This window comes from Neolewinella antarctica (assembly GCF_011927835.1).
Taxonomy (GTDB): domain Bacteria; phylum Bacteroidota; class Bacteroidia; order Chitinophagales; family Saprospiraceae; genus Neolewinella; species Neolewinella antarctica.
In genome coordinates this window covers 330964-348288 of sequence record NZ_JAATJH010000003.1, presented here as the reverse complement: position 1 = coordinate 348288, position 17325 = coordinate 330964, and the positions used below count along the sequence as shown (strand labels likewise).

Annotated in this window: 16 protein-coding genes; 7 read left to right on the top strand and 9 right to left on the bottom strand. The window is 55.1% G+C overall.

The window, feature by feature from the left end; translation table 11 throughout:
• Positions 1-39 precede the first annotated feature (39 nt).
• Positions 40-1587 carry a long-chain-fatty-acid--CoA ligase gene (locus tag GGR27_RS11375; RefSeq protein WP_168037571.1) on the bottom strand — a complete coding sequence of 516 codons (1548 nt, stop codon included), beginning with the start codon at positions 1585-1587 and terminating at the stop codon, positions 40-42.
• A 276-nt stretch (positions 1588-1863) separates the two neighbouring features.
• Entirely contained in the window at positions 1864-2676 is an 813-nt protein-coding gene (locus tag GGR27_RS11370) for a hypothetical protein (protein ID WP_168037570.1), read from the bottom strand.
• 105 nt (positions 2677-2781) lie between these two features.
• Here GGR27_RS11370 and GGR27_RS11365 point away from each other — a divergent pair, with 105 nt between their 5' ends.
• Positions 2782-4005, top strand: coding sequence for an amidohydrolase family protein (locus GGR27_RS11365; protein WP_168037569.1), 1224 nt, complete (start codon positions 2782-2784; stop codon positions 4003-4005).
• Between the two features lie 368 nt (positions 4006-4373).
• On the opposite strand, the gene GGR27_RS11360 is transcribed toward GGR27_RS11365, so the two are convergent.
• From GGR27_RS11360 to GGR27_RS11345, 4 genes are all read right to left on the bottom strand, one after another.
• Positions 4374-5951, bottom strand: coding sequence for a flotillin family protein (locus GGR27_RS11360; protein ID WP_168037568.1), 1578 nt, complete (start codon positions 5949-5951; stop codon positions 4374-4376).
• Between the two features lie 78 nt (positions 5952-6029).
• Complete coding sequence (locus GGR27_RS11355; RefSeq protein ID WP_168037567.1) at positions 6030-6542, bottom strand: hypothetical protein; 513 nt, start codon at positions 6540-6542, stop codon at positions 6030-6032.
• A gap of 219 nt (positions 6543-6761) precedes the next feature.
• A complete protein-coding gene (locus GGR27_RS11350; protein ID WP_168037566.1) occupies positions 6762-7784 on the bottom strand; it encodes a YihY/virulence factor BrkB family protein in 1023 nt (340 codons plus the stop codon).
• A complete protein-coding gene (locus GGR27_RS11345; RefSeq protein WP_245184615.1) occupies positions 7774-8184 on the bottom strand; it encodes an acyl-CoA thioesterase in 411 nt (136 codons plus the stop codon). The genes GGR27_RS11350 and GGR27_RS11345 overlap by 11 nt, the downstream gene beginning before the upstream one ends.
• 136 nt (positions 8185-8320) lie before the next feature.
• On the opposite strand from GGR27_RS11345, the gene GGR27_RS11340 reads away from it, so the two are divergent.
• The 4 genes from GGR27_RS11340 (at position 8321) to GGR27_RS11325 (ending at position 12637) form a co-directional block, all read left to right on the top strand.
• Entirely contained in the window at positions 8321-8722 is a 402-nt protein-coding gene (locus tag GGR27_RS11340; protein ID WP_168037565.1) for a four helix bundle protein, read from the top strand.
• 174 nt (positions 8723-8896) lie between these two features.
• Positions 8897-10411 (top strand): F0F1 ATP synthase subunit beta, encoded by a 1515-nt coding sequence (gene atpD / locus GGR27_RS11335; protein WP_168037564.1) that lies wholly within the window; start codon positions 8897-8899, stop codon positions 10409-10411.
• A gap of 119 nt (positions 10412-10530) precedes the next feature.
• On the top strand, positions 10531-10842 hold the full coding sequence (locus GGR27_RS11330; RefSeq protein WP_168037563.1) for a F0F1 ATP synthase subunit epsilon: 312 nt from the start codon (positions 10531-10533) through the stop codon (positions 10840-10842).
• 796 nt (positions 10843-11638) lie between these two features.
• Positions 11639-12637: a sugar phosphate nucleotidyltransferase gene (locus GGR27_RS11325; protein WP_168037562.1), complete on the top strand. Its 999-nt coding sequence runs from the start codon at positions 11639-11641 to the stop codon at positions 12635-12637.
• 151 nt (positions 12638-12788) lie between these two features.
• Here the strand turns inward: GGR27_RS11325 and GGR27_RS11320 are convergent, their stop codons facing one another.
• Positions 12789-13016, bottom strand: coding sequence for a sigma factor-like helix-turn-helix DNA-binding protein (locus GGR27_RS11320; protein WP_168037561.1), 228 nt, complete (start codon positions 13014-13016; stop codon positions 12789-12791).
• Positions 13017-13609: 593 nt separating this feature from the next.
• On the opposite strand from GGR27_RS11320, the gene GGR27_RS11315 reads away from it, so the two are divergent.
• Positions 13610-14185 carry an HD domain-containing protein gene (locus GGR27_RS11315; protein ID WP_168037560.1) on the top strand — a complete coding sequence of 192 codons (576 nt, stop codon included), beginning with the start codon at positions 13610-13612 and terminating at the stop codon, positions 14183-14185.
• Positions 14186-14272: 87 nt separating this feature from the next.
• Positions 14273-15766 carry an alpha-amylase family glycosyl hydrolase gene (locus GGR27_RS11310; RefSeq protein ID WP_168037559.1) on the top strand — a complete coding sequence of 498 codons (1494 nt, stop codon included), beginning with the start codon at positions 14273-14275 and terminating at the stop codon, positions 15764-15766.
• A 116-nt stretch (positions 15767-15882) separates the two neighbouring features.
• On the opposite strand, the gene GGR27_RS11305 is transcribed toward GGR27_RS11310, so the two are convergent.
• Together GGR27_RS11305 and GGR27_RS11300 are read right to left on the bottom strand one after the other, a co-directional pair.
• Positions 15883-16335, bottom strand: coding sequence for a hypothetical protein (locus tag GGR27_RS11305; RefSeq protein ID WP_168037558.1), 453 nt, complete (start codon positions 16333-16335; stop codon positions 15883-15885).
• A gap of 57 nt (positions 16336-16392) precedes the next feature.
• Positions 16393-17265 carry a DUF2391 family protein gene (locus GGR27_RS11300; protein WP_168037557.1) on the bottom strand — a complete coding sequence of 291 codons (873 nt, stop codon included), beginning with the start codon at positions 17263-17265 and terminating at the stop codon, positions 16393-16395.
• Between the last annotated feature and the right edge of the window lie 60 nt (positions 17266-17325).

Genomic DNA, 17325 nt, shown 5'->3' with positions numbered 1-17325 from the left:
TGACCGGCACTTTTTATGATCGCCATTCAAAGCGCGGCACTACCCCTTCCGCAGTTCCTTCTTAAGTATTTTGCCCGTAGCCGACTGGGGCAGCGCCGCCAGAAACTCAACGGAACGCGGGTATTTATAAGCGGCGATCCGTTCTTTCGTCCAGGAAATAAGGTCATCCGCGGCGGGGTCGTGACCTTCCTTCAGCACGACGCACGCCCTGATCTCTTCCCCGTATTCCTCATCCGGCACCCCGATCACGGCCACCATCGATACGGCCTCGTGCCGCAGCATCACGTCTTCCACCTCGCGGGGGTAGACGTTGAGGCCGCCCCGGATGATCATGTCCTTGGTGCGGTCCACTACGTAGAAAAACCCGTCCTCATCCATTCGGCCGACGTCGCCGGAATGCAACCAACCGTCCACGATCGACTCGGCCGTCGCGTCCGGCTTGTTGTAGTAGCCCTTCATTACGTTGTGACCCTTATACACGATCTCTCCCTTTTCCCCAACCGGGACTTCCCGCCCGGCCTCGTCCACCACCTTAACCGATACCCCCCAAACCGGCGTCCCGATCGAACCGGCCTTGCGGCCAACGTCCGCCTGGTTGAACGTAACTACGGGCGAGCCTTCGGACATGCCGTAGCCTTCCAAAATATCAATACCGAAGCGAGCTTTGAACTCGTTGATGACCGTAACCGGCAGCGACGCACCACCCGACAAACAGCTTTTCAGGTTGGCGGCAATGGCTTTCAGGTCAAATTGTTCTCCCTTGTAGTTCAGCAGCCCCCAGTACATCGTCGGTACCCCGGCAAAAATGGTAACCCGGTGCCGTTCCATCAGTCCGAACACGTCTTCGGCATCGAAGCGGGCGAGCAGCACGTTGGTCATCCCCCGGTAGAGGCTGGCGTTCAGCTGGAGGGTCAACGCGAAAATGTGAAACATGGGCAGTACCGTCAGCGTGACGTCCTGGGTCGTGGCACCGGTTAGGTCCGCGGACAGTATGGCGTTCAGGAAAAGATTACTGTGAGAAAGCTCCGCCCCCTTGGGCCGGCCGGTCGTGCCCGAGGTATAGACGATCACCGCCGTGTCGTCAGCCCCCGTCGCGGCGGTGTCGGTTGTCACAACTTGGCCTTCCATCAGCGCACCCATGGTTGACGTTCCTTCGATGGGAGAAGGGTCGCTTGTTTTGGCGGTAATAACGACGAAGTCCTCGCATCCGTCGACCTCCCCAAAAGCCGCAAACCCTTCCTCAAGCATCGGCAGTCCCGGTGCGCCGAGGAAGCAGCAGTACGCTTTGGCGTCGGAGTCGGCGAGGTGGTAGACAACCTCCTCCCGCTTGAGCAAAACGCTGAGGGGCACTACCACTCCGCCAGCCTTCAGGATGCCGTAAAATGCGATGGGGAAGTAGGGGACGTTAAGGCAACTCAGGGCGACTTTATCCCCGGGTTTTATCCCGGTAGCCTTCAGTCCGTTAGCAAACTGGTTGGCCGCCCCGTTGACCTGTGCGTACGTAAGGTGGGTATCTCCGTAAATAAAAGCGTCTTTCGTCGGGTATTTCCGGGCGCTGTCTTCGAGCAGGACGGACAGGTTGAGCATGGTCGATTTTTTGTGTGACGTAACGTCAGTAAGGTAGCCAAAAGGCCCGTTATCGGTTGGGCGCGGTCGCGGGTGCCAGGTCAAGTTGGGTAGAAGCAGGGTTCTAACGACAAGCGAAGAAATTTACGGCAAGCAGAACGAATGGTAGTTCGTGCATGGCGAAGGCTAAAGTTGTTCCGATTAGATTCAAGTTACTATTACCAGCGAGGAGAAGCCCGGGCCGTAGGTGCCGCACCATACTTTAGCTTAGCACCAGGAAATCTAAATGGGTACGGCCTAATCCTCTGCGACCAAGCTCATTTCACCGAAGCCGAGTCGTAGGGGCCGCGTCAAGTTTTGAGTTCGGTAGGCCCGGAGTAGCGGTCGTGTCGTACCCCGCGTACTAACCAGCTCAGCTATCTCGGAGAGAAGCGTCGCCGGCGTGTCCTTATCAGCGTACATCATGATTGGTTCGGCGCTGCGATCGTCTTCCGGAAGTTTAATTAATCCACGTTCCAGTTCGGTTAGCAGATTCGCCACGTCGTCCAGCGGCTGGCCGTTTACCAGAATAATGTGGTTGTCGCTCCGGGCATTATACCCGACGTAAAAACTCAGTAACCCAGAATCCCACGGCCCCTTTTCCACTCGCTCACGGACGATCGATTCATCAATAGGCAAATCAACCTTCAAGTCCGTTAGCGAGAAGAAATCTTGCTGTGCGTTGCAACAAGATTCATTACAGCGGTAAGCGGTAGCGCTCGCCTCCAGCTTACCGTAATCGTGGCCCGTCTCAGTAAAAAGTAGTGTTTCCCCCTGCCACTCGTAGGTCATGTTGAAACTCAGACAAGTAGGGAACAGGATGATATGGTTTCTTAGGCGATCAATTGGTCCACCTATGAATGTGCCCTCCTCCAGAACATCATTGATGAGTACTACGTCATCGGCACCAATGTCAATGGTAGCGACTTGGTTGAAAAAACCGGAAGCAGTAGCCTGGTCGACGTGCCAGTGCCCGTTCAGGGCCGGTTGGCGGACGACGTTGTACAGCGCGAGCCCCGCAACGGTTACCGCGGCGATGGCGTAGCAGATCAAGGTTACGGTTCGGTTCATTTGCTGAAATTGGAAGCTTCCGTAGTTTGGTACGGCGAGAGCGAGTAAGTTAAGGTACCCGCGGCTGACGTCCTAAAGTTTACGCCGTCCGGTTACCTTCGCGCCATGATCACCTACCACACCGCCGATTACCTCTACCCAATCACGTCCGCCCCGATCAAAAACGGCGTTATCGGCCTCGACGAATCTGGCAAAATTACGGCGGTGCTGGACCCTGCCTCCCCAACTTACGCTGCACCTGCGACCGCGCCCATTCGTCACGAAGGCGTCCTGATACCCGGCTTCATCAACACCCACTGCCATTTAGAACTCAGCCACCTTGTCGGCAAGTCGCAAACCGGCAAGACTTTGCTCCCTTTCCTAGTCGACGTCATCACGATGCGTGCCAGTGACCAAGCAACGATCGATGCGGCCATCATGAAGCAGGACAAACTGATGTGGGAGGCCGGCATCCAAGCCGTCGGCGACATCTGCAATAAGGCCGATACGGCGGCGACGAAAAGAGCGAGCCCGATTCGGTATTACAGCTTCGTAGAGATGTTTGATTTTTTGCAGCCAGCGGCGGCGGAAAGCAATTTTGAGACATACCTGAAGGCCTACGAGGAGCAAGCGGGGAGTAATGAGGAAAGAGTAAAGGGTAAGGATCGCAAGGCCGCCGTGCCGCACGCGCCTTACACCGTTAGCGACCCGCTTTATGCGTTGATTAACTCCGTTAATACCGGGCAGGAAACCGTCAGTATTCACAACCAAGAGACGCCAGCGGAAGACGAACTTTTTCAGACCGGCGGCGGAGCCTTCGTTGATTTTTTTAAGGGTTTTGGCGCTAGTCTGGATAATTTTGAAGCTCCCGGCATTACTTCTATCCGCCACGCGATGAAGCATATGGACCCTACTAAACGCACCATTTTCGTACACAATACCCTCACCAGTGACGACGACATCCACGCCGCGCACGCCTGGGGCCAAAGCGGTGTCTACTGGGCCACTTGCCCGAACGCAAACCTCTACATCGAGAACCGACTACCCAACTACGCGCGCTTCCTAAATACCGACGCCAAAGTCACGATTGGTACCGATAGCCTGACGTCCAACTGGCAGCTGTCCGTGCTGGAGGAGTTGAGGACGATCAGCAAGTACCAGAGCTACGTTTCTTTTGCGACGCTGCTCCGGTGGGCGACCATTAACGGGGCCGAGGCGCTGCAATTTGCGGACTTGGGTAGCTTGGAGGTGGGGAAAACGCCGGGATTATTGGAATTGAAAAATTTACGGGGGACTGATCCGGACACTTACGGGATTGGTGAGTTTACCGAAGTTGAACGGATTTCCTAGTAACCAATAGGTTGAGGGCCTCTGGCCCGAACGTGACGGCGGTAGCGCTACCGCATGGCCGTTCGGGCTAGAAGCCCTCAACCTAAAATGAAAGACTCTTCGATAATCTAACCTCCCTCTTTTCTACTCAACTTACTCCAGAGGCAGCCAGAAGCAAAGCTACCGCATGGCCGTTCGGGCTAGAAGCCCTCAACCTAAAAGAGACCCTTTGGTGGGTTATCCACCTTCTTTTCCTACTCCGCTTCCTCCGTTGACAACCAGACGTAAAGCTACCGCACGAACGTTCGGGCCGGAGGCCCTCGGCCTAAAAAAGACCCGTCCCGCAAACGCGAAACGGGTCGATACACCTTTAAAACTAAGTTCTTCGGTTAGGAATTTTTCACCACCTCGGCGTCGGTGACCGGGCCGTGTGACTTACCGTTCTTTTTGGCCGGAGCCACGGGTACTGGAGCGGTTTTCTCCCCCAAATTGTTCACTAATCCAGTGGGTAACTGCATCCCGCTCTGGTTGAGGAAATCATTGAGTTGCGGCACCATACCGTAGAGTCCCTGCACGAAGTTGCCGACGCCCTGACCATTACCGTTGTCGTAAACGACAACCTTGTCGATCTCGATGTCCTTGATGGCGTTCGTCTGAATCTGGGTCAGTGCTTCGAGCTTGTCGAGCATCAGGTAGTTGATGGCGGCTTGCGAGTCTCCACCGGCGGCGTCCACCAGGCGGCGGAAACCTTCGGCTTGCTTGCTGAGCACTTCTTCGACACCTTTAGCATCCGCCTGGTAACGAGCGAGGGCGGCATCGGCTTCACCGCGGGCGATTTCGCGGCGACTTTCGGCCTGCGCCTGGGCGGCGATGATGGCTTTTTGCTTATCGATGTCGGCCATGACGACTTGCTCGGCTTCCATGCGGGCTTTCTCGGTGCCGGCGCGGGCGAGTTCGGCGGCGGTTTGGGCTTTGTAGGACTCCTCTTCGGCTCTGGCTTTAGCTACTTTGCGGGCGGCTTCGGCCTGGCGATTGGCTTCGGCGAGGGCGACGTCGCGCCCGGCGTTGGAAGCGGCGATCTTGATGGCCGCTTCGTTCTTTCCTTCCTGGGCTTCGGCCTGGAACTTTGATTCTCCGATCTCGGCGCGAGAGTTAGCGTCGGCGACCTTGATCCGCTGGGCCTGCTGGGCTTCGGCCTCACCGACCATGGCACGGGAGTTGGCGTCGGCAATCTTGATGCGTTGTTCCTGCTGGGCTTCGGCTTCCCCGATCTCCGCCTGGGCGGTGAGGGCGGCTACTTTCGTGCGTTGCTCCTGGATTGCTTCGGCGCGGCCAATGCTACCGGTTCGCTTCTCCTGGGCGACTTTTACTTCGGCTTCGTTGATGGCGCGGGCGGCGGCTTCCTGACCGAGGGCGGCGATGTAGCCGGATTCGTCCTGGATGTCGGTTACGTTTACGTTAATCAGGCGCAGACCGATTTTGTGGAGTTCTTCACCGACGTTCTCGTAAACGCTGCTGACAAACTTGTCGCGATCGGTGTTCAGTTCTTCGATGTCCATAGTGGCGATCACGAGGCGCATCTGGCCCATGATGATTTCCTGGCTGAGGCGGGCGATCTCGTCGCGGTTCAGGGAAAGGAGCCGATTGGCCGCGGCGAGCATCAGTTTCTCGTCCTCGCCGATACCGATAGTGAACTGCGAGGGGACGTTAACGCGGATGTTTTGCTTCGAAAGGGCGTCCTTCAGGTTAACGTCGATGGAAAGCGGGGTGAGATCGAGGTATTTGTAGTCCTGAATCACGGGCCAGACGAAAGCAGCACCACCGGCGTAACACTGCGCGGACGTTCCACCGCTCGTTTTACCGTACACGACAAGGATCTTATCGGAAGGGCAGCGCTTGTACCGGCTGACGAGAAAGAACAGGAACATGAGGATGAGGACGACTACGCCTCCGATGAGTTCTAACATAATGGAAAGGGTTGAGTGTTAAAGATAAAGGTTCGTGTGATTTAGTGTTGTAACGTTTGATTATTGTCGTGATGATCGCTAAGCGAGTTGCCGGACAACGATACTACCGTCCGCAGCCAAGTTGACTACTTCGACCGGCGTGCCCGTTGGCAGTTCGAGACCATCTTCGGCGGTGGCTTTGAATTCGCGGTTGCGCCCCTTGACGCGGACGTTGACAAGCCCTTGTCCTTCGCCGGGTATTTTCAGGTAGACTTTGCCCTGCTGGAAGAGGGCGTCGTCCGCTTTGAAATTTACGTTCGATTCCTGCCGGAGCATCAGTTTCAGTAACTGGCTCATTACCCACACCCCCACGGCACCCGCGGCCGCGCCCACCGTGAAAGCAAGCGCTGGATTATCGTAAGAGACGAGCATCAGTTTCACCACCCAGGCCCCCATGGATACAAAGGTGAGCACGGATTTAAAGATGCCCAGACCGTCGGCGTCCGCATCTACATCCACGTCGAGATCTAATCCGCCGAGCAGGGAAAGCAACAGGAGCAAAAACAGAATTCCGCCGGAGACGAGAGAAATAGTGGTGAGTAGTTCGATCATGGTGTATGAAATTAACAACTCTATAACGGATTTGCCGGGTAGTAGAGTTGACCTAAGATAAGGCTGTTGGTCGAACTTTGGGGGACGTTGGTCTAGGAGAGGGAGGTAGGCGGTAGGCTGGTAGGCTGGTAGGCTAGTAGGCTAGTAGGCGGTAGGCTGGTAGCTACGGCTACTTGTATGGAGATTTTGCCGCGATCCTTTTTCTTTGCTCTTTATTCTTTATTCCTCCTCCCCACTTTCATCCAACTGATCGGCCTTCGGCGCGCGCGTTAGGTCTCGCCGTACCGCAATCGCCGCATTTAGCTCGAACCCTATTATGAGGATGAGCGCGTTGAGCTGCAGCCAGAGCATGATGATGATGATCGTGGCGATGGAGCCGTAGAACTTGGCGTAGGTGTCGTAACGATTGAAGCCATCGACGTAGAAAGAGAAGGCAACCGACGTGGCTAGAGAAAGCACCGTGGCCAGCGTCACGCCCGGGCTGAAGTAGCTAAAGCGCTTGATCGTCGACGCGCCGAACCGATACAGAGAGCCGATGGTGGCGTAGTAAAGCAACAGCATAACCAGCCAGCGCAGGACGTTGACCATAAAGGCGGTCACCGCCCCGATGCCGACCACATCGGTCATCCACTCGATGATGGAGTTGCCGAGGATAACGAAGACCGTGCTGGCCACGATGAACAGGCCAATCAGAAAGGTCAGGCCCGTAGCGACGATGCGTTTGCGGATGACGTTGCGCTGCTTAAACACCCGCACGTAACTCTTTTCGAACGCCTGCATGAGCGCGATCATCCCATTCGTGGAAAAATAGATGGCCAGCAAGAAACCGAAACTGAGCAGACCGAGCTTCGGCTGGTTGGTGATTTCCTGCACGAAGCCAAAAACGATGTCCCCCGCCTGGCCGGGCATGACGCGCTTAATCTCTTCGTACATCACGGTGTTGAAATCGTCGAGTTGGGGGAACCAGATAACCATGATGTCCAGCGCAAACGGTAGCAACGTGAACAGGGTGAGCATCGAAGGAAAGAGGGACAGAAAAAAACTGAAGGCGACGGAATTTGCCCGGGTGAACAGGTCGTCCCGCATCAATTCGTTATACGTAAAGACGACCACGTCGTGGATTGGCACGCCGTCGAAGCCGATAAAGGAGTTTTCTTTAGAATACTTGAGTAGCCCGATCCAGAAGGGATGCTCGAGGAAGTAACGCTTGATCGCGTCCAGGTCCGGGGCTTTAAACTTCAAAATACGGTTGCACTTGTTCGAGTAGATAAGGCGGCACGGGGCAGCTCCGTTTAGTCACGGCGTCAACAAAACACAGTTTTACGCTGCCGCCGTTCACCAATTTACCGCCGGGGTTGCGGATTTCCACGTAAAAAGTGATGGTTTTACCGGGCGGGTGGCGCAAGGTAGTGGTAATCTCCAGCACCTCATCGTAACGCGCCGGGCGCACGAAGCGTTGGTTGAGGCTCATGACGGGCATCATCACGCCGTGCTCGGTTTCCATGTTGGCGTAGGTGAAGCCGAGGCTGCGGAGCATTTCGGTGCGGCCAATTTCGTAGAGGACGGCGTAGCGGCCGTGGTAGAGGTAGCCCATTTGGTCGGTGTCGGCGTAGTTTACTCGGTAGGTGGTTTTGTGGGTCAAGGGTCTTTGGTCTTTGGTCTTTGGTCTTTGGTCTTTGGTCTTTGAAGATCGTTTTTATTCGTCTTTAAACGCAAATATTCGGGTAAATCTTTGTACTTGCTCGGTTATTGTAGTGATTTGGGACAAATGCGATATTATGAATTACGGATTTACGAAGTTGCAGGCTTACTTAGTGGCAGAAGATTTAGCGCACGATATTTTTGAGGTAACGAAGCATTTCCCTCGAAATGAGGATAGGAGTCTTACCGATCAGATTCGACGCTCCTCGCGTTCCGTTTGCAGCAACTTGGCGGAAGGATATGCGAAGCGTCGATACCCGAGGCATTTTATTTCTAAGCTTACTGACTCACTCGGCGAGAGTTACGAAACGGAAACTTGGTTGCGTTTTGCGCGAAAGTGCGAATACATCGACAACGATACGTACAACCGCCTCCACATCAAATCAGAGAGTGTAACAAAACTAGTCTTATTCATGATCAGAAACCCAACCAAGTTTGAAGACAAATACGTGGATAACAAACCCACACGAGCGAGGTAAAGCGTCCCTTAGATTACACCAATCGGTCAAGGACTACAGACCAGAGACTACAGACCCTAGACCTTAGACCAAAGACCAAAGACCCCAGACTAATTTTTTCCCTTTGCCATCAACCCAAACCTTCGTACTTTTGCGCCTCAATTAGCACCCCAAAGAACTAACAAGCATCGCTCTATGGCAAATATCGGTAAAGTAAAGCAGGTTATCGGCCCGGTCGTCGACGTAAGTTTCGCCGGCCAAGGCTCGGAACTACCGGCCATCCTCAACGCCCTCGAGATCACCCGCCCGAACGGTGAGATCATCGTTCTCGAAGTCCAGCAACACCTCGGTGAAGATTCCGTGCGAACCATCTCCATGGAAGCGACTGACGGACTGACGCGGGGCACCGAAGCGATCGACACCGGCCGCGCCATCGCCATGCCCATCGGCGTTGCGATCAAAGGCCGTTTGTTTAACGTAGTCGGTGAGCCCATCGACGGTATGCCCGCCGTGCCGAAAGGTGACAACGCCCGCCCGATCCACAATACGCCACCGGATTTCGATCAGCTGGCCACCGACCGGGAACCTCTTTTCACCGGCATCAAAGTGATCGACCTGATCGAGCCCTACACGAAGGGTGGCAAGATTGGGCTTTTCGGTGGTGCCGGAGTAGGTAAGACGGTGCTCATCCAGGAGCTGATCAACAATATTGCCGTCGGTTACGAAGGTATTTCCGTATTCGCCGGTGTTGGCGAGCGGACGCGTGAGGGCAATGACTTGCTCCGTGAGATGTTGGAATCTAACATCATCCGCTACGGCGAGAAGTTCATGCACAACATGGAAGAAGGTGGTTGGGACCTTTCTCTGGTGGACATGAAGGAACTCGAAGAATCCAAAGCCACCTTCGTCTTCGGACAAATGAACGAGCCCCCCGGAGCCCGTGCGCGCGTGGCACTTTCCGGTCTAACGATCGCGGAATACTACCGCGACGGCGACCTGAGCGACCCGACCGGTGGCCGTGACATCCTCTTCTTCGTCGACAACATCTTCCGCTTTACGCAGGCCGGTTCCGAAGTGTCCGCCCTCCTCGGCCGGATGCCTTCCGCCGTAGGTTACCAGCCGACGCTGGCCACCGAGATGGGGCTGATGCAGGAACGGATTACCTCCACGAAGCGTGGCTCGATCACGTCCGTACAGGCCGTTTACGTCCCCGCGGATGACCTGACCGACCCGGCCCCGGCCACGACGTTTGCTCACCTCGACGCCACGACGGTACTCAACCGGAAGATCGCCCAGAAGGGTATCTACCCCGCCGTTGACCCGCTTGACTCGACTTCAAGAATCCTCGACCCCGCCATCATTGGCGAAGAGCACTACAACACGGCCCAGCGCGTGATTAACATCCTGGCCCGTTACAAAGAACTCCAGGACATCATCGCCATCCTCGGCCTTGACGAACTCAGCGAAGAAGACAAACTCGTCGTGAGCCGCGCCCGCCGCGTGGAGCGTTTCCTGAGCCAGCCCTTCCACGTTGCCGAGCAGTTCACCGGCCTCAAGGGTGTCTTCGTCGACATCAAGGACACCATTAAGGGCTTCAACATGATCCTCGACGGTGAAGTAGATAAGTACTCCGAAAACTCTTTCAACCTGGTCGGCACCATTGAGGACGCCATCGCTAAGGGGGAGAAGGAAATGGCTACGTTAGCGTAAAGTATGGTATTGAAAGTAGAAGGATAGTAAGGTAATACAGCACCGACAAGCTTTCAATTCTTCTAGACGACTATAATACCATCATACTACCGCGGCGCAGCCGCTACACACTACCAACTATGAATATCTCCGTACTGACGCCCGACCGCACGATTTTCAGCGGTACCATTTCCAAAGTTTCCCTGCCCGGCATCGAAGGTTCTTTTCAGTTGTTGGAAAATCACGCACCGTTGGTGTCCGCGCTGTCCGGCGGTAAAGTTGTACTACAACCTTCACAAACTGGATTTCGCTTTTTCGACAATGAAAGCGAAAGCATGCAGGAAGGCACGGATACGAGCCGTGAACTCACCTTTACGATTGAGGGAGGCTTTGTAGAAGTACTTAACAATAAGGTTAACCTGTTGGTGCAGGGCGCCCGGAACCTGCGGTAATTACTAGATTTTAAACATATATGGAACCCCGATTAGCTTGCTGGCTGGTCGGGGTTCTTTGCTTTTACCGCAATTCCTTGGCACCCGCGCCCGCGCATTATTTATTTGGGCGCGGACGCGGGTGCAGAGCAAGTATCTGAATAAGCAGGGTTCTTCCGCACGTTCGGTAGGCTCGGTCGATGCACCGCCCCGGCGCGGGTAACCATAAGACCGACGGGGCCGAATGCACGCGCGCCAGGGGATGGCGTACCGTCCGGGGAAATATCGTATCGTGCCGAGGCACTGGGCCTTCCACCTAAGGTCTTGTAGGTCGAGAGCTGCTAGCCCGAACGTAACGCGTCTATGTTCTTGTAGGGCGAGGGCCTCTGGCCCGAACGTGCAGTGGTAGCTACCGCAAGCGCATTCGGGCTAGAAGCCCTCAACCTATTCGTTTCGCAACCATCGTTCGTAAAAATTCGGATCTAACGGGCAGTACTTGTTCGGTAGGGTACCCTTTACACTGTAAAGCATCACGTGATTATAGGTCGAGGGCCTCTGGCCCGAACGTAACACGTCCCGTCAACACGCAAACGCTTCATTCGGGCCGGAGGCCCTCGGCCGATTATTGGAGATGCCGCCGTAAGTGACAGCAGTGAATTTAATCAAGAGCATCAAACACTGCGCAGTAAATTAACCACGCGACGCCTTCACGGCAAATCGCCTCTCAAAAAATGCGGCTTACGCAGTTTGCTGCGTTCGCCCTACAGTCCAGTCTGATAAGCAGTTTGTTCCCCGCCCGCGCCCTATCTTGGCGGCCATGAAAGCCATCATCCCCGTGGCCGGTAAGGGCACCCGCCTGCGCCCCCTCACTTACACCCAGCCGAAGCCACTTATCCCCGTGGCCGGCAAGCCCATCATCAGCTTCATCGTCGATCAGTTGATCGAGCTGGGGGTGGAGGATTTTGTGTTCATCATTGGCTACCTGGGGGAGAAAATCCGGGAATACATCGAGCGGACGTATCCACAGCTCAATACGAAGTTCGTCACCCAGGACGACCGGATCGGTTCGGCGCACGCGATCTGGTTGGCCCGCGATCACTTCGCCGACGCGAATGAGATCATTATCTTTTTTGGTGACTCCATTATCGACGCGGACCTGCGAGCGTTCAAGGACAGCGAAATTTCCTGCATCGGGGTGAAGGTCGTCGCCGACCCCCGTCAGTTTGGCGTCGTGGAGCTGGATAACGAAGGAAACCTGCGGGGGCTGATCGAGAAGCCAAAGATCCCCAAATCTAATCTGGCGATGGTCGGCTGCTACAAGATCCGGGAGGTCGAGCAATTCATCGAAGCCTGTTCGTACAACCTGCAGAACGAGATTCGCAGCATTGGGGAATACCCGCTAACGGATGCCCTGGCCAGGATGCACGAATGGGGCACGCCGCTCAAACCCATCCCCGTCGACAACTGGTTCGACTGCGGCCGCCGCGAGGTACTGCTGGAAACGAACGCCAACTTTTTGAGCCGCGAGGGCTTCGCAACGGACGACCCGCCACCCTTCGATAATTCGATCATCATCCACCCCGTCCACATCGGCCCGGGCTGCGACCTGAGCCACAGCATCGTCGGCCCGTACGTGACCCTCGGGGCCAATACGAAACTGGAACACGCCATCGTGAGTGACTCGATTATCGGCGATTACGCGCGGATTCACGATATCGTGCTGCGCAATTCCGTAGTGGGTAATGACGCCAGCATCGGCGGCTTGCGGCAGAGTTTGAATATCGGGGACAACACGGAGATTGATTTTAGCTTGTGAAGGGAGCTACCGCTCGAATGCATCCAGTAAAAAGGCTGGCATTTTGACGGAACATGTGGGGAACTGGTCCGTGGCCCATTCCACTCTGGTCCGGAAAGAGTTCAGCATCGAACCTTGTTAACTCGCGTGAATGCAGGCATTGCGTTGAACTCTACGCAGAACCAGGTGCCTTATCCCCGGTCAACATCTCCACCACCGCCCGTTTCAGAATCATCCGGGCGCTAAAGATCCGGCTCTTCACCGTCCCTACCGGGATTTCGAGCTCGTCGGACACGTCCTGGTAGCTGTTACCATTCAAGTACAGCAGTAGCGCATCGGCGTGCGTCTTCGGCAGCTTACTCCAGTAACGGGAAACCTCCTGAGGCTCTACTTTTTTCATGATTACTTTTACCGTTTTACGGGCAATCCGTAGCTAAACATCCCAAATATGGGATTCTGAAAATGACGCCGGGAGATTGTTTTGTGCCCCTGCGGCGTGATGTACTGAGATTTAGAGCATGTTGGGACTTTAGCTTCCGGCCTTGTTTTGGCCACTTTTGCGGTAGTCTTCGTTAGCAAAATCCTCATTTAGCTACGGCTAAACTCCGGTTTTGCTGCCTTAACCATCACAAAACTGCCTCACCACGCAGTAGCAGCGTAGCTAAAACCGGCCAGGAACCCAAAGTCTCAACATGCTCTTATGCTGGACGAAGTTATGAAAATTTCTCATTTGCGCTGAGTTTGACCCGGACGCCGTAGTTAAGCTAAGCATAAAAAAGGTGCGCGGGGGGGCAAACTAACACTAATCATTAGGCATCACGGAACACGGTGAAATACGCGGGCTACGCAACGCCAATCCTCAATGCGGCCCGGCGTCATCCTGCACCAAGCGTGCAACCGGGTGCTTCGTAGTACATTCACCGTGCCGCATAGCCCATAACCTGCCGTTTCCTGCCTGACCGCCATCAGTATTAGTGACGATAAATTAGCTGCATGACCAACCATCGTAAGACCATCGTTTACCGGGCGGGAAGCCACGTCGTCCGGCTACTCCGCGATCACCTACCGCAGGACCGTCTGTTCCACAATGTTCACCACACGATCAACGTCGTGCAGGGCGTGCTCGACATCGGCCAGGCGGAAGACGCTACGCCGGAAGAACTAGAAATCCTGACCCTGGCCGCGTGGTTTCACGATACGGGCCACGTAAAAACGTACGCCGGTCACGAGCTGGTGAGCATAAGCCTCGCGGAAGAATGGCTCCGCACCCAGGCTTACCCAACGGAAAAGATAGCCGAGGTAACTCGCTGCATTAACGCGACCATCATGCCCCAGCGCCCTTCCGATCGTTTGGAGCGCATCATTTGCGATGCTGACCTCTACCACCTCTCCTTTACCACCTACGATCACTATCAGGAACTGCTACGCGAAGAGTGGCGGCGGGAACTGGGCGTGGAGTTATCCGACGAAAAGTGGCGCGCCAATAACGACCAGTTTTTGCTGACCCATAAATACTGGACGGCGTTCGGCCAGCAAAACTTGGAGCCCCGCAAAGCCTGTTATTGTTAGGGACCGCCCGATACAACGCAGCCAATAATTTTCCTGGACGCCCGGTTATGAACCGACGATCTGCTTTAGCTAACTCAACTAACCGCCATGTATTCCATCGATAACGTTCCCCACACCCTGCTCTTCCTGTTACTACTCTGCACCTGCGCCAGCGCCTGCGAATCTAACCCTTCCGCCGGCGTGGAAGTAGCCGAAACCGTGCGGGAAGTTAGTGACTTAGCCGTAGAGCCCAACTTGCCCGATTGGCACAAGACCGCGGCCATTTATGAAGTCAACCTGCGCCACTTCACACCCGAAGGCACGTTTGCCGCCTTCGAGCAGCACCTGCCCCGATTGGCGGAGATGGGCGTCGACGTACTCTGGTTCATGCCCGTCCACCCAGTGAGTGTCGAGAAACGCAAAGGAGAACTGGGTAGTCCCTACGCCGTAGCCGATTACAGAGACGTCAACCCCGACTTCGGCACGATGGACGACTTCAAGCACATGCTCGCCACCATTCACGAATCCGGCATGTACGCCATCATCGACTGGGTCCCGAACCACACGGGTTGGGACAACCCCTGGATCACCGACCACCCCGACTGGTACACCCAAAAGGACGGGCAAATCACCGACCCCATCAACCCCGAAACTGGGGAGAGCTGGGGCTGGACGGACGTAGCCGACCTTAATTTCGATAATAAAGAGATGCGGTTGGGGATGATCGACGCCATGTCGTTCTGGCTGCGCGACGTAGGCATCGACGGCTTCCGGGTGGACGTTGCCCACGGTGTCCCGGTCGACTTTTGGGAAGAAGCCACGACGGCCCTCTACGCCATCAAGCCTACTTTTCTCCTCGCCGAAGCCGAGGTGCCCGCCATCGTTAACGACGGCGCTTTTCTGGTAGATTATGGTTGGGAAATGCACCATCTCCTGAACGGAATCGCCAAAACGCAGGGTGCCAACCGCGCAGCCAAAACGGACGCAGCCAACATCGCCCGCCAGGAGGGGGAAGATTTGGAACGCGTCACGGCACTCGACATTGATAAGTTATTAGCCGAGAAACACGAAAAATACCAGCGCGGCTACCAGATGCAGTTCACGTCCAACCACGACGAAAATTCCTGGTCGGGTACGGAATTTCAGCGGTTCGGGGCGGGCCACCAGGCCTTCGCGGTCCTGACGGCCACCTTCGACGGCATGCCGTTAATCTATACCGGCCAGGAGTCGGCGGTAGACAAGCAGTACGAGTTTTTCAAGAAGGACGAAATCGACTGGGGCGATTATCAATACGCTGATTTTTACAAGACACTTTTCGACCTCAAAGAAAACAACGAAGCGCTCTGGAATGGTGAGTATGGTGGCGAGTTGGTGAAAATAGCGACGGGTAATGACGAAAATATCTACGCTTTTACGCGGGAGAAGAACGGTGATCGCGTGATCGTCATGATCAATCTATCGGCTCAGCCGCAGACCTTCGAGCTGGGAAGCGGAATGGTTGCGGGCACTTACAAGGATGTCTTCACCGAAAATCCGGTCGCACTCGGGGAAGCGGACGTACAGAAGTTGGGAGCTTGGGAATACTTAGCTCTGAGTAACTAAGAGCATGTTGGTAAGGTGAGTACGCAAATGCCAGGACGGGAGTGAGCGGTAAGCCCGCTGGTAAAAAGTGATGACTCACGGCGGTAAGTGTTGCCCAGATTAGCGCAAAATATCGGTTAAGGTGCTAAATAGCTTTCTACCGCGAATTCGGGTGGCCGGTTACGTGGGTCTTCACTGAACCAGAAGGTAGTTTCTACCATCTCGTTGGGGCCAATAAGGGGGATGACCAGCGTTTGCTCCTCGTCGCCATTGTTGCCCACCCGCGGCCGCGTCGCACGAATGGCTAGCGCGTGAACGGAAATGGTTCCTCTATTAGTAATTTCCACTGGCACCGCCCAGGACCCGCCTCTTTGTTCTACTTTATCCCGTTGCATGGTAAATTCGATCGTTGGCTCCACCACGGGTTGGGCGGCCATGTAGACGAAGTAACCGATCAGTGCTACCACCAGTAATCCACTCGCGGCCCTGATCGACCAGGACAACCACGTTGGTGCGGGGCTTTGCTGGCTACCGTCGTCTTCACTATCCTGCTGCGCGTTGTCGTCGTTCTTTTGTTTGTCGTCGGCCATAAAAATGAGTCGTGATTGTCCACCGAAAATACAGTGACCGTTGGGGTTTTTAGATAATTAGATAATCAAGCGGCCGGCGGAACCACCCAGGGTGGTGGCGTAACCCAGCACGACCACCCAGGGGATGGCCAAGTTGTGGGGCGTCGTCGGTGTGAGGTACCCAAACATGAATAGTAACGCGGCGCTGGCCAGTAGGGAAACGGAATAACAAATGAGGGTCTCCGCCCACTGAGGGCCCATAACGGCTCCTTCGTCTTCCTTTTCCTTTTCAAATGCGGTCATGAACACCATCAGGTAACTGACGAGTAGCGAAAAAACGACGATACCGATGAGTTGACCATAATTAATGGAAGTAGCGATGACGATCGGCTCCGCCGTGGCCCCGACGTTGAACGCGAACATCAGCCCACCGAGCAGGCAGGCGAGGATTTTTTTCTTGTCCGTGGCCCAGCCGTCCGTTAGGTCATCTTCTTTATTCCCGGCGGAAAGCTGACTTTTGGCCAGGCTCGCCCCGAAGCTCGTCGGGACGCTTTCCAGCGCAATGCAGGACATAATCACGTCGAAGCTCATGTGCGCGTTCACCTGATCAATTAGCAGCAAGGTAATCGTGCTGGCGACGATTCCAACGCCGAGACTCTCCAGCGCATCCAGCCATGGCACCTGGCGGGCGGGTCTTCCTTTAAAATTGCTGTAGTAGCAATAACCAACGTTGAGTAAGTAAGCCGCCACGAGAATTACTACCAGCATGAAACTCGGGATGGCGCGGGCGCGGGCCCACATCTCCATGGTGTAGTGCAGGGGTAATGCCAGAAAGAGCGCACCACAGAATGCCCTCGCCAAGTCACGAATTTCAATTTTGTACAGATCCGTCATTTCTCCCTCGCTCTTAACTTGGCGGTGGAGCGGGGAAACTTCCCAAATATTTTCCATTGTTGAATGGAACCAGTGGATTAAACGGATGTTCCGGTATATTAAAAACGAATACCACTC

Bases quoted from the DNA above. Each gene is read 5' to 3' on its own strand.
- GGR27_RS11375 (WP_168037571.1), bottom strand. From the start codon at position 1,587: ATGCTCAACCTGTCCGTCCTGCTCGAAGACAGCGCCCGGAAATACCCG.
- GGR27_RS11370 (WP_168037570.1), bottom strand. From the start codon at position 2,676: ATGAACCGAACCGTAACCTTGATCTGCTACGCCATCGCCGCGGTAACC.
- GGR27_RS11365 (WP_168037569.1), top strand. From the start codon at position 2,782: ATGATCACCTACCACACCGCCGATTACCTCTACCCAATCACGTCCGCC.
- GGR27_RS11360 (WP_168037568.1), bottom strand. From the start codon at position 5,951: ATGTTAGAACTCATCGGAGGCGTAGTCGTCCTCATCCTCATGTTCCTG.
- GGR27_RS11355 (WP_168037567.1), bottom strand. From the start codon at position 6,542: ATGATCGAACTACTCACCACTATTTCTCTCGTCTCCGGCGGAATTCTG.
- GGR27_RS11340 (WP_168037565.1), top strand. From the start codon at position 8,321: ATGAATTACGGATTTACGAAGTTGCAGGCTTACTTAGTGGCAGAAGAT.
- atpD (WP_168037564.1), top strand. From the start codon at position 8,897: ATGGCAAATATCGGTAAAGTAAAGCAGGTTATCGGCCCGGTCGTCGAC.
- GGR27_RS11330 (WP_168037563.1), top strand. From the start codon at position 10,531: ATGAATATCTCCGTACTGACGCCCGACCGCACGATTTTCAGCGGTACC.
- GGR27_RS11325 (WP_168037562.1), top strand. From the start codon at position 11,639: ATGAAAGCCATCATCCCCGTGGCCGGTAAGGGCACCCGCCTGCGCCCC.
- GGR27_RS11320 (WP_168037561.1), bottom strand. From the start codon at position 13,016: ATGAAAAAAGTAGAGCCTCAGGAGGTTTCCCGTTACTGGAGTAAGCTG.
- GGR27_RS11315 (WP_168037560.1), top strand. From the start codon at position 13,610: ATGACCAACCATCGTAAGACCATCGTTTACCGGGCGGGAAGCCACGTC.
- GGR27_RS11310 (WP_168037559.1), top strand. From the start codon at position 14,273: ATGTATTCCATCGATAACGTTCCCCACACCCTGCTCTTCCTGTTACTA.
- GGR27_RS11305 (WP_168037558.1), bottom strand. From the start codon at position 16,335: ATGGCCGACGACAAACAAAAGAACGACGACAACGCGCAGCAGGATAGT.
- GGR27_RS11300 (WP_168037557.1), bottom strand. From the start codon at position 17,265: ATGGAAAATATTTGGGAAGTTTCCCCGCTCCACCGCCAAGTTAAGAGC.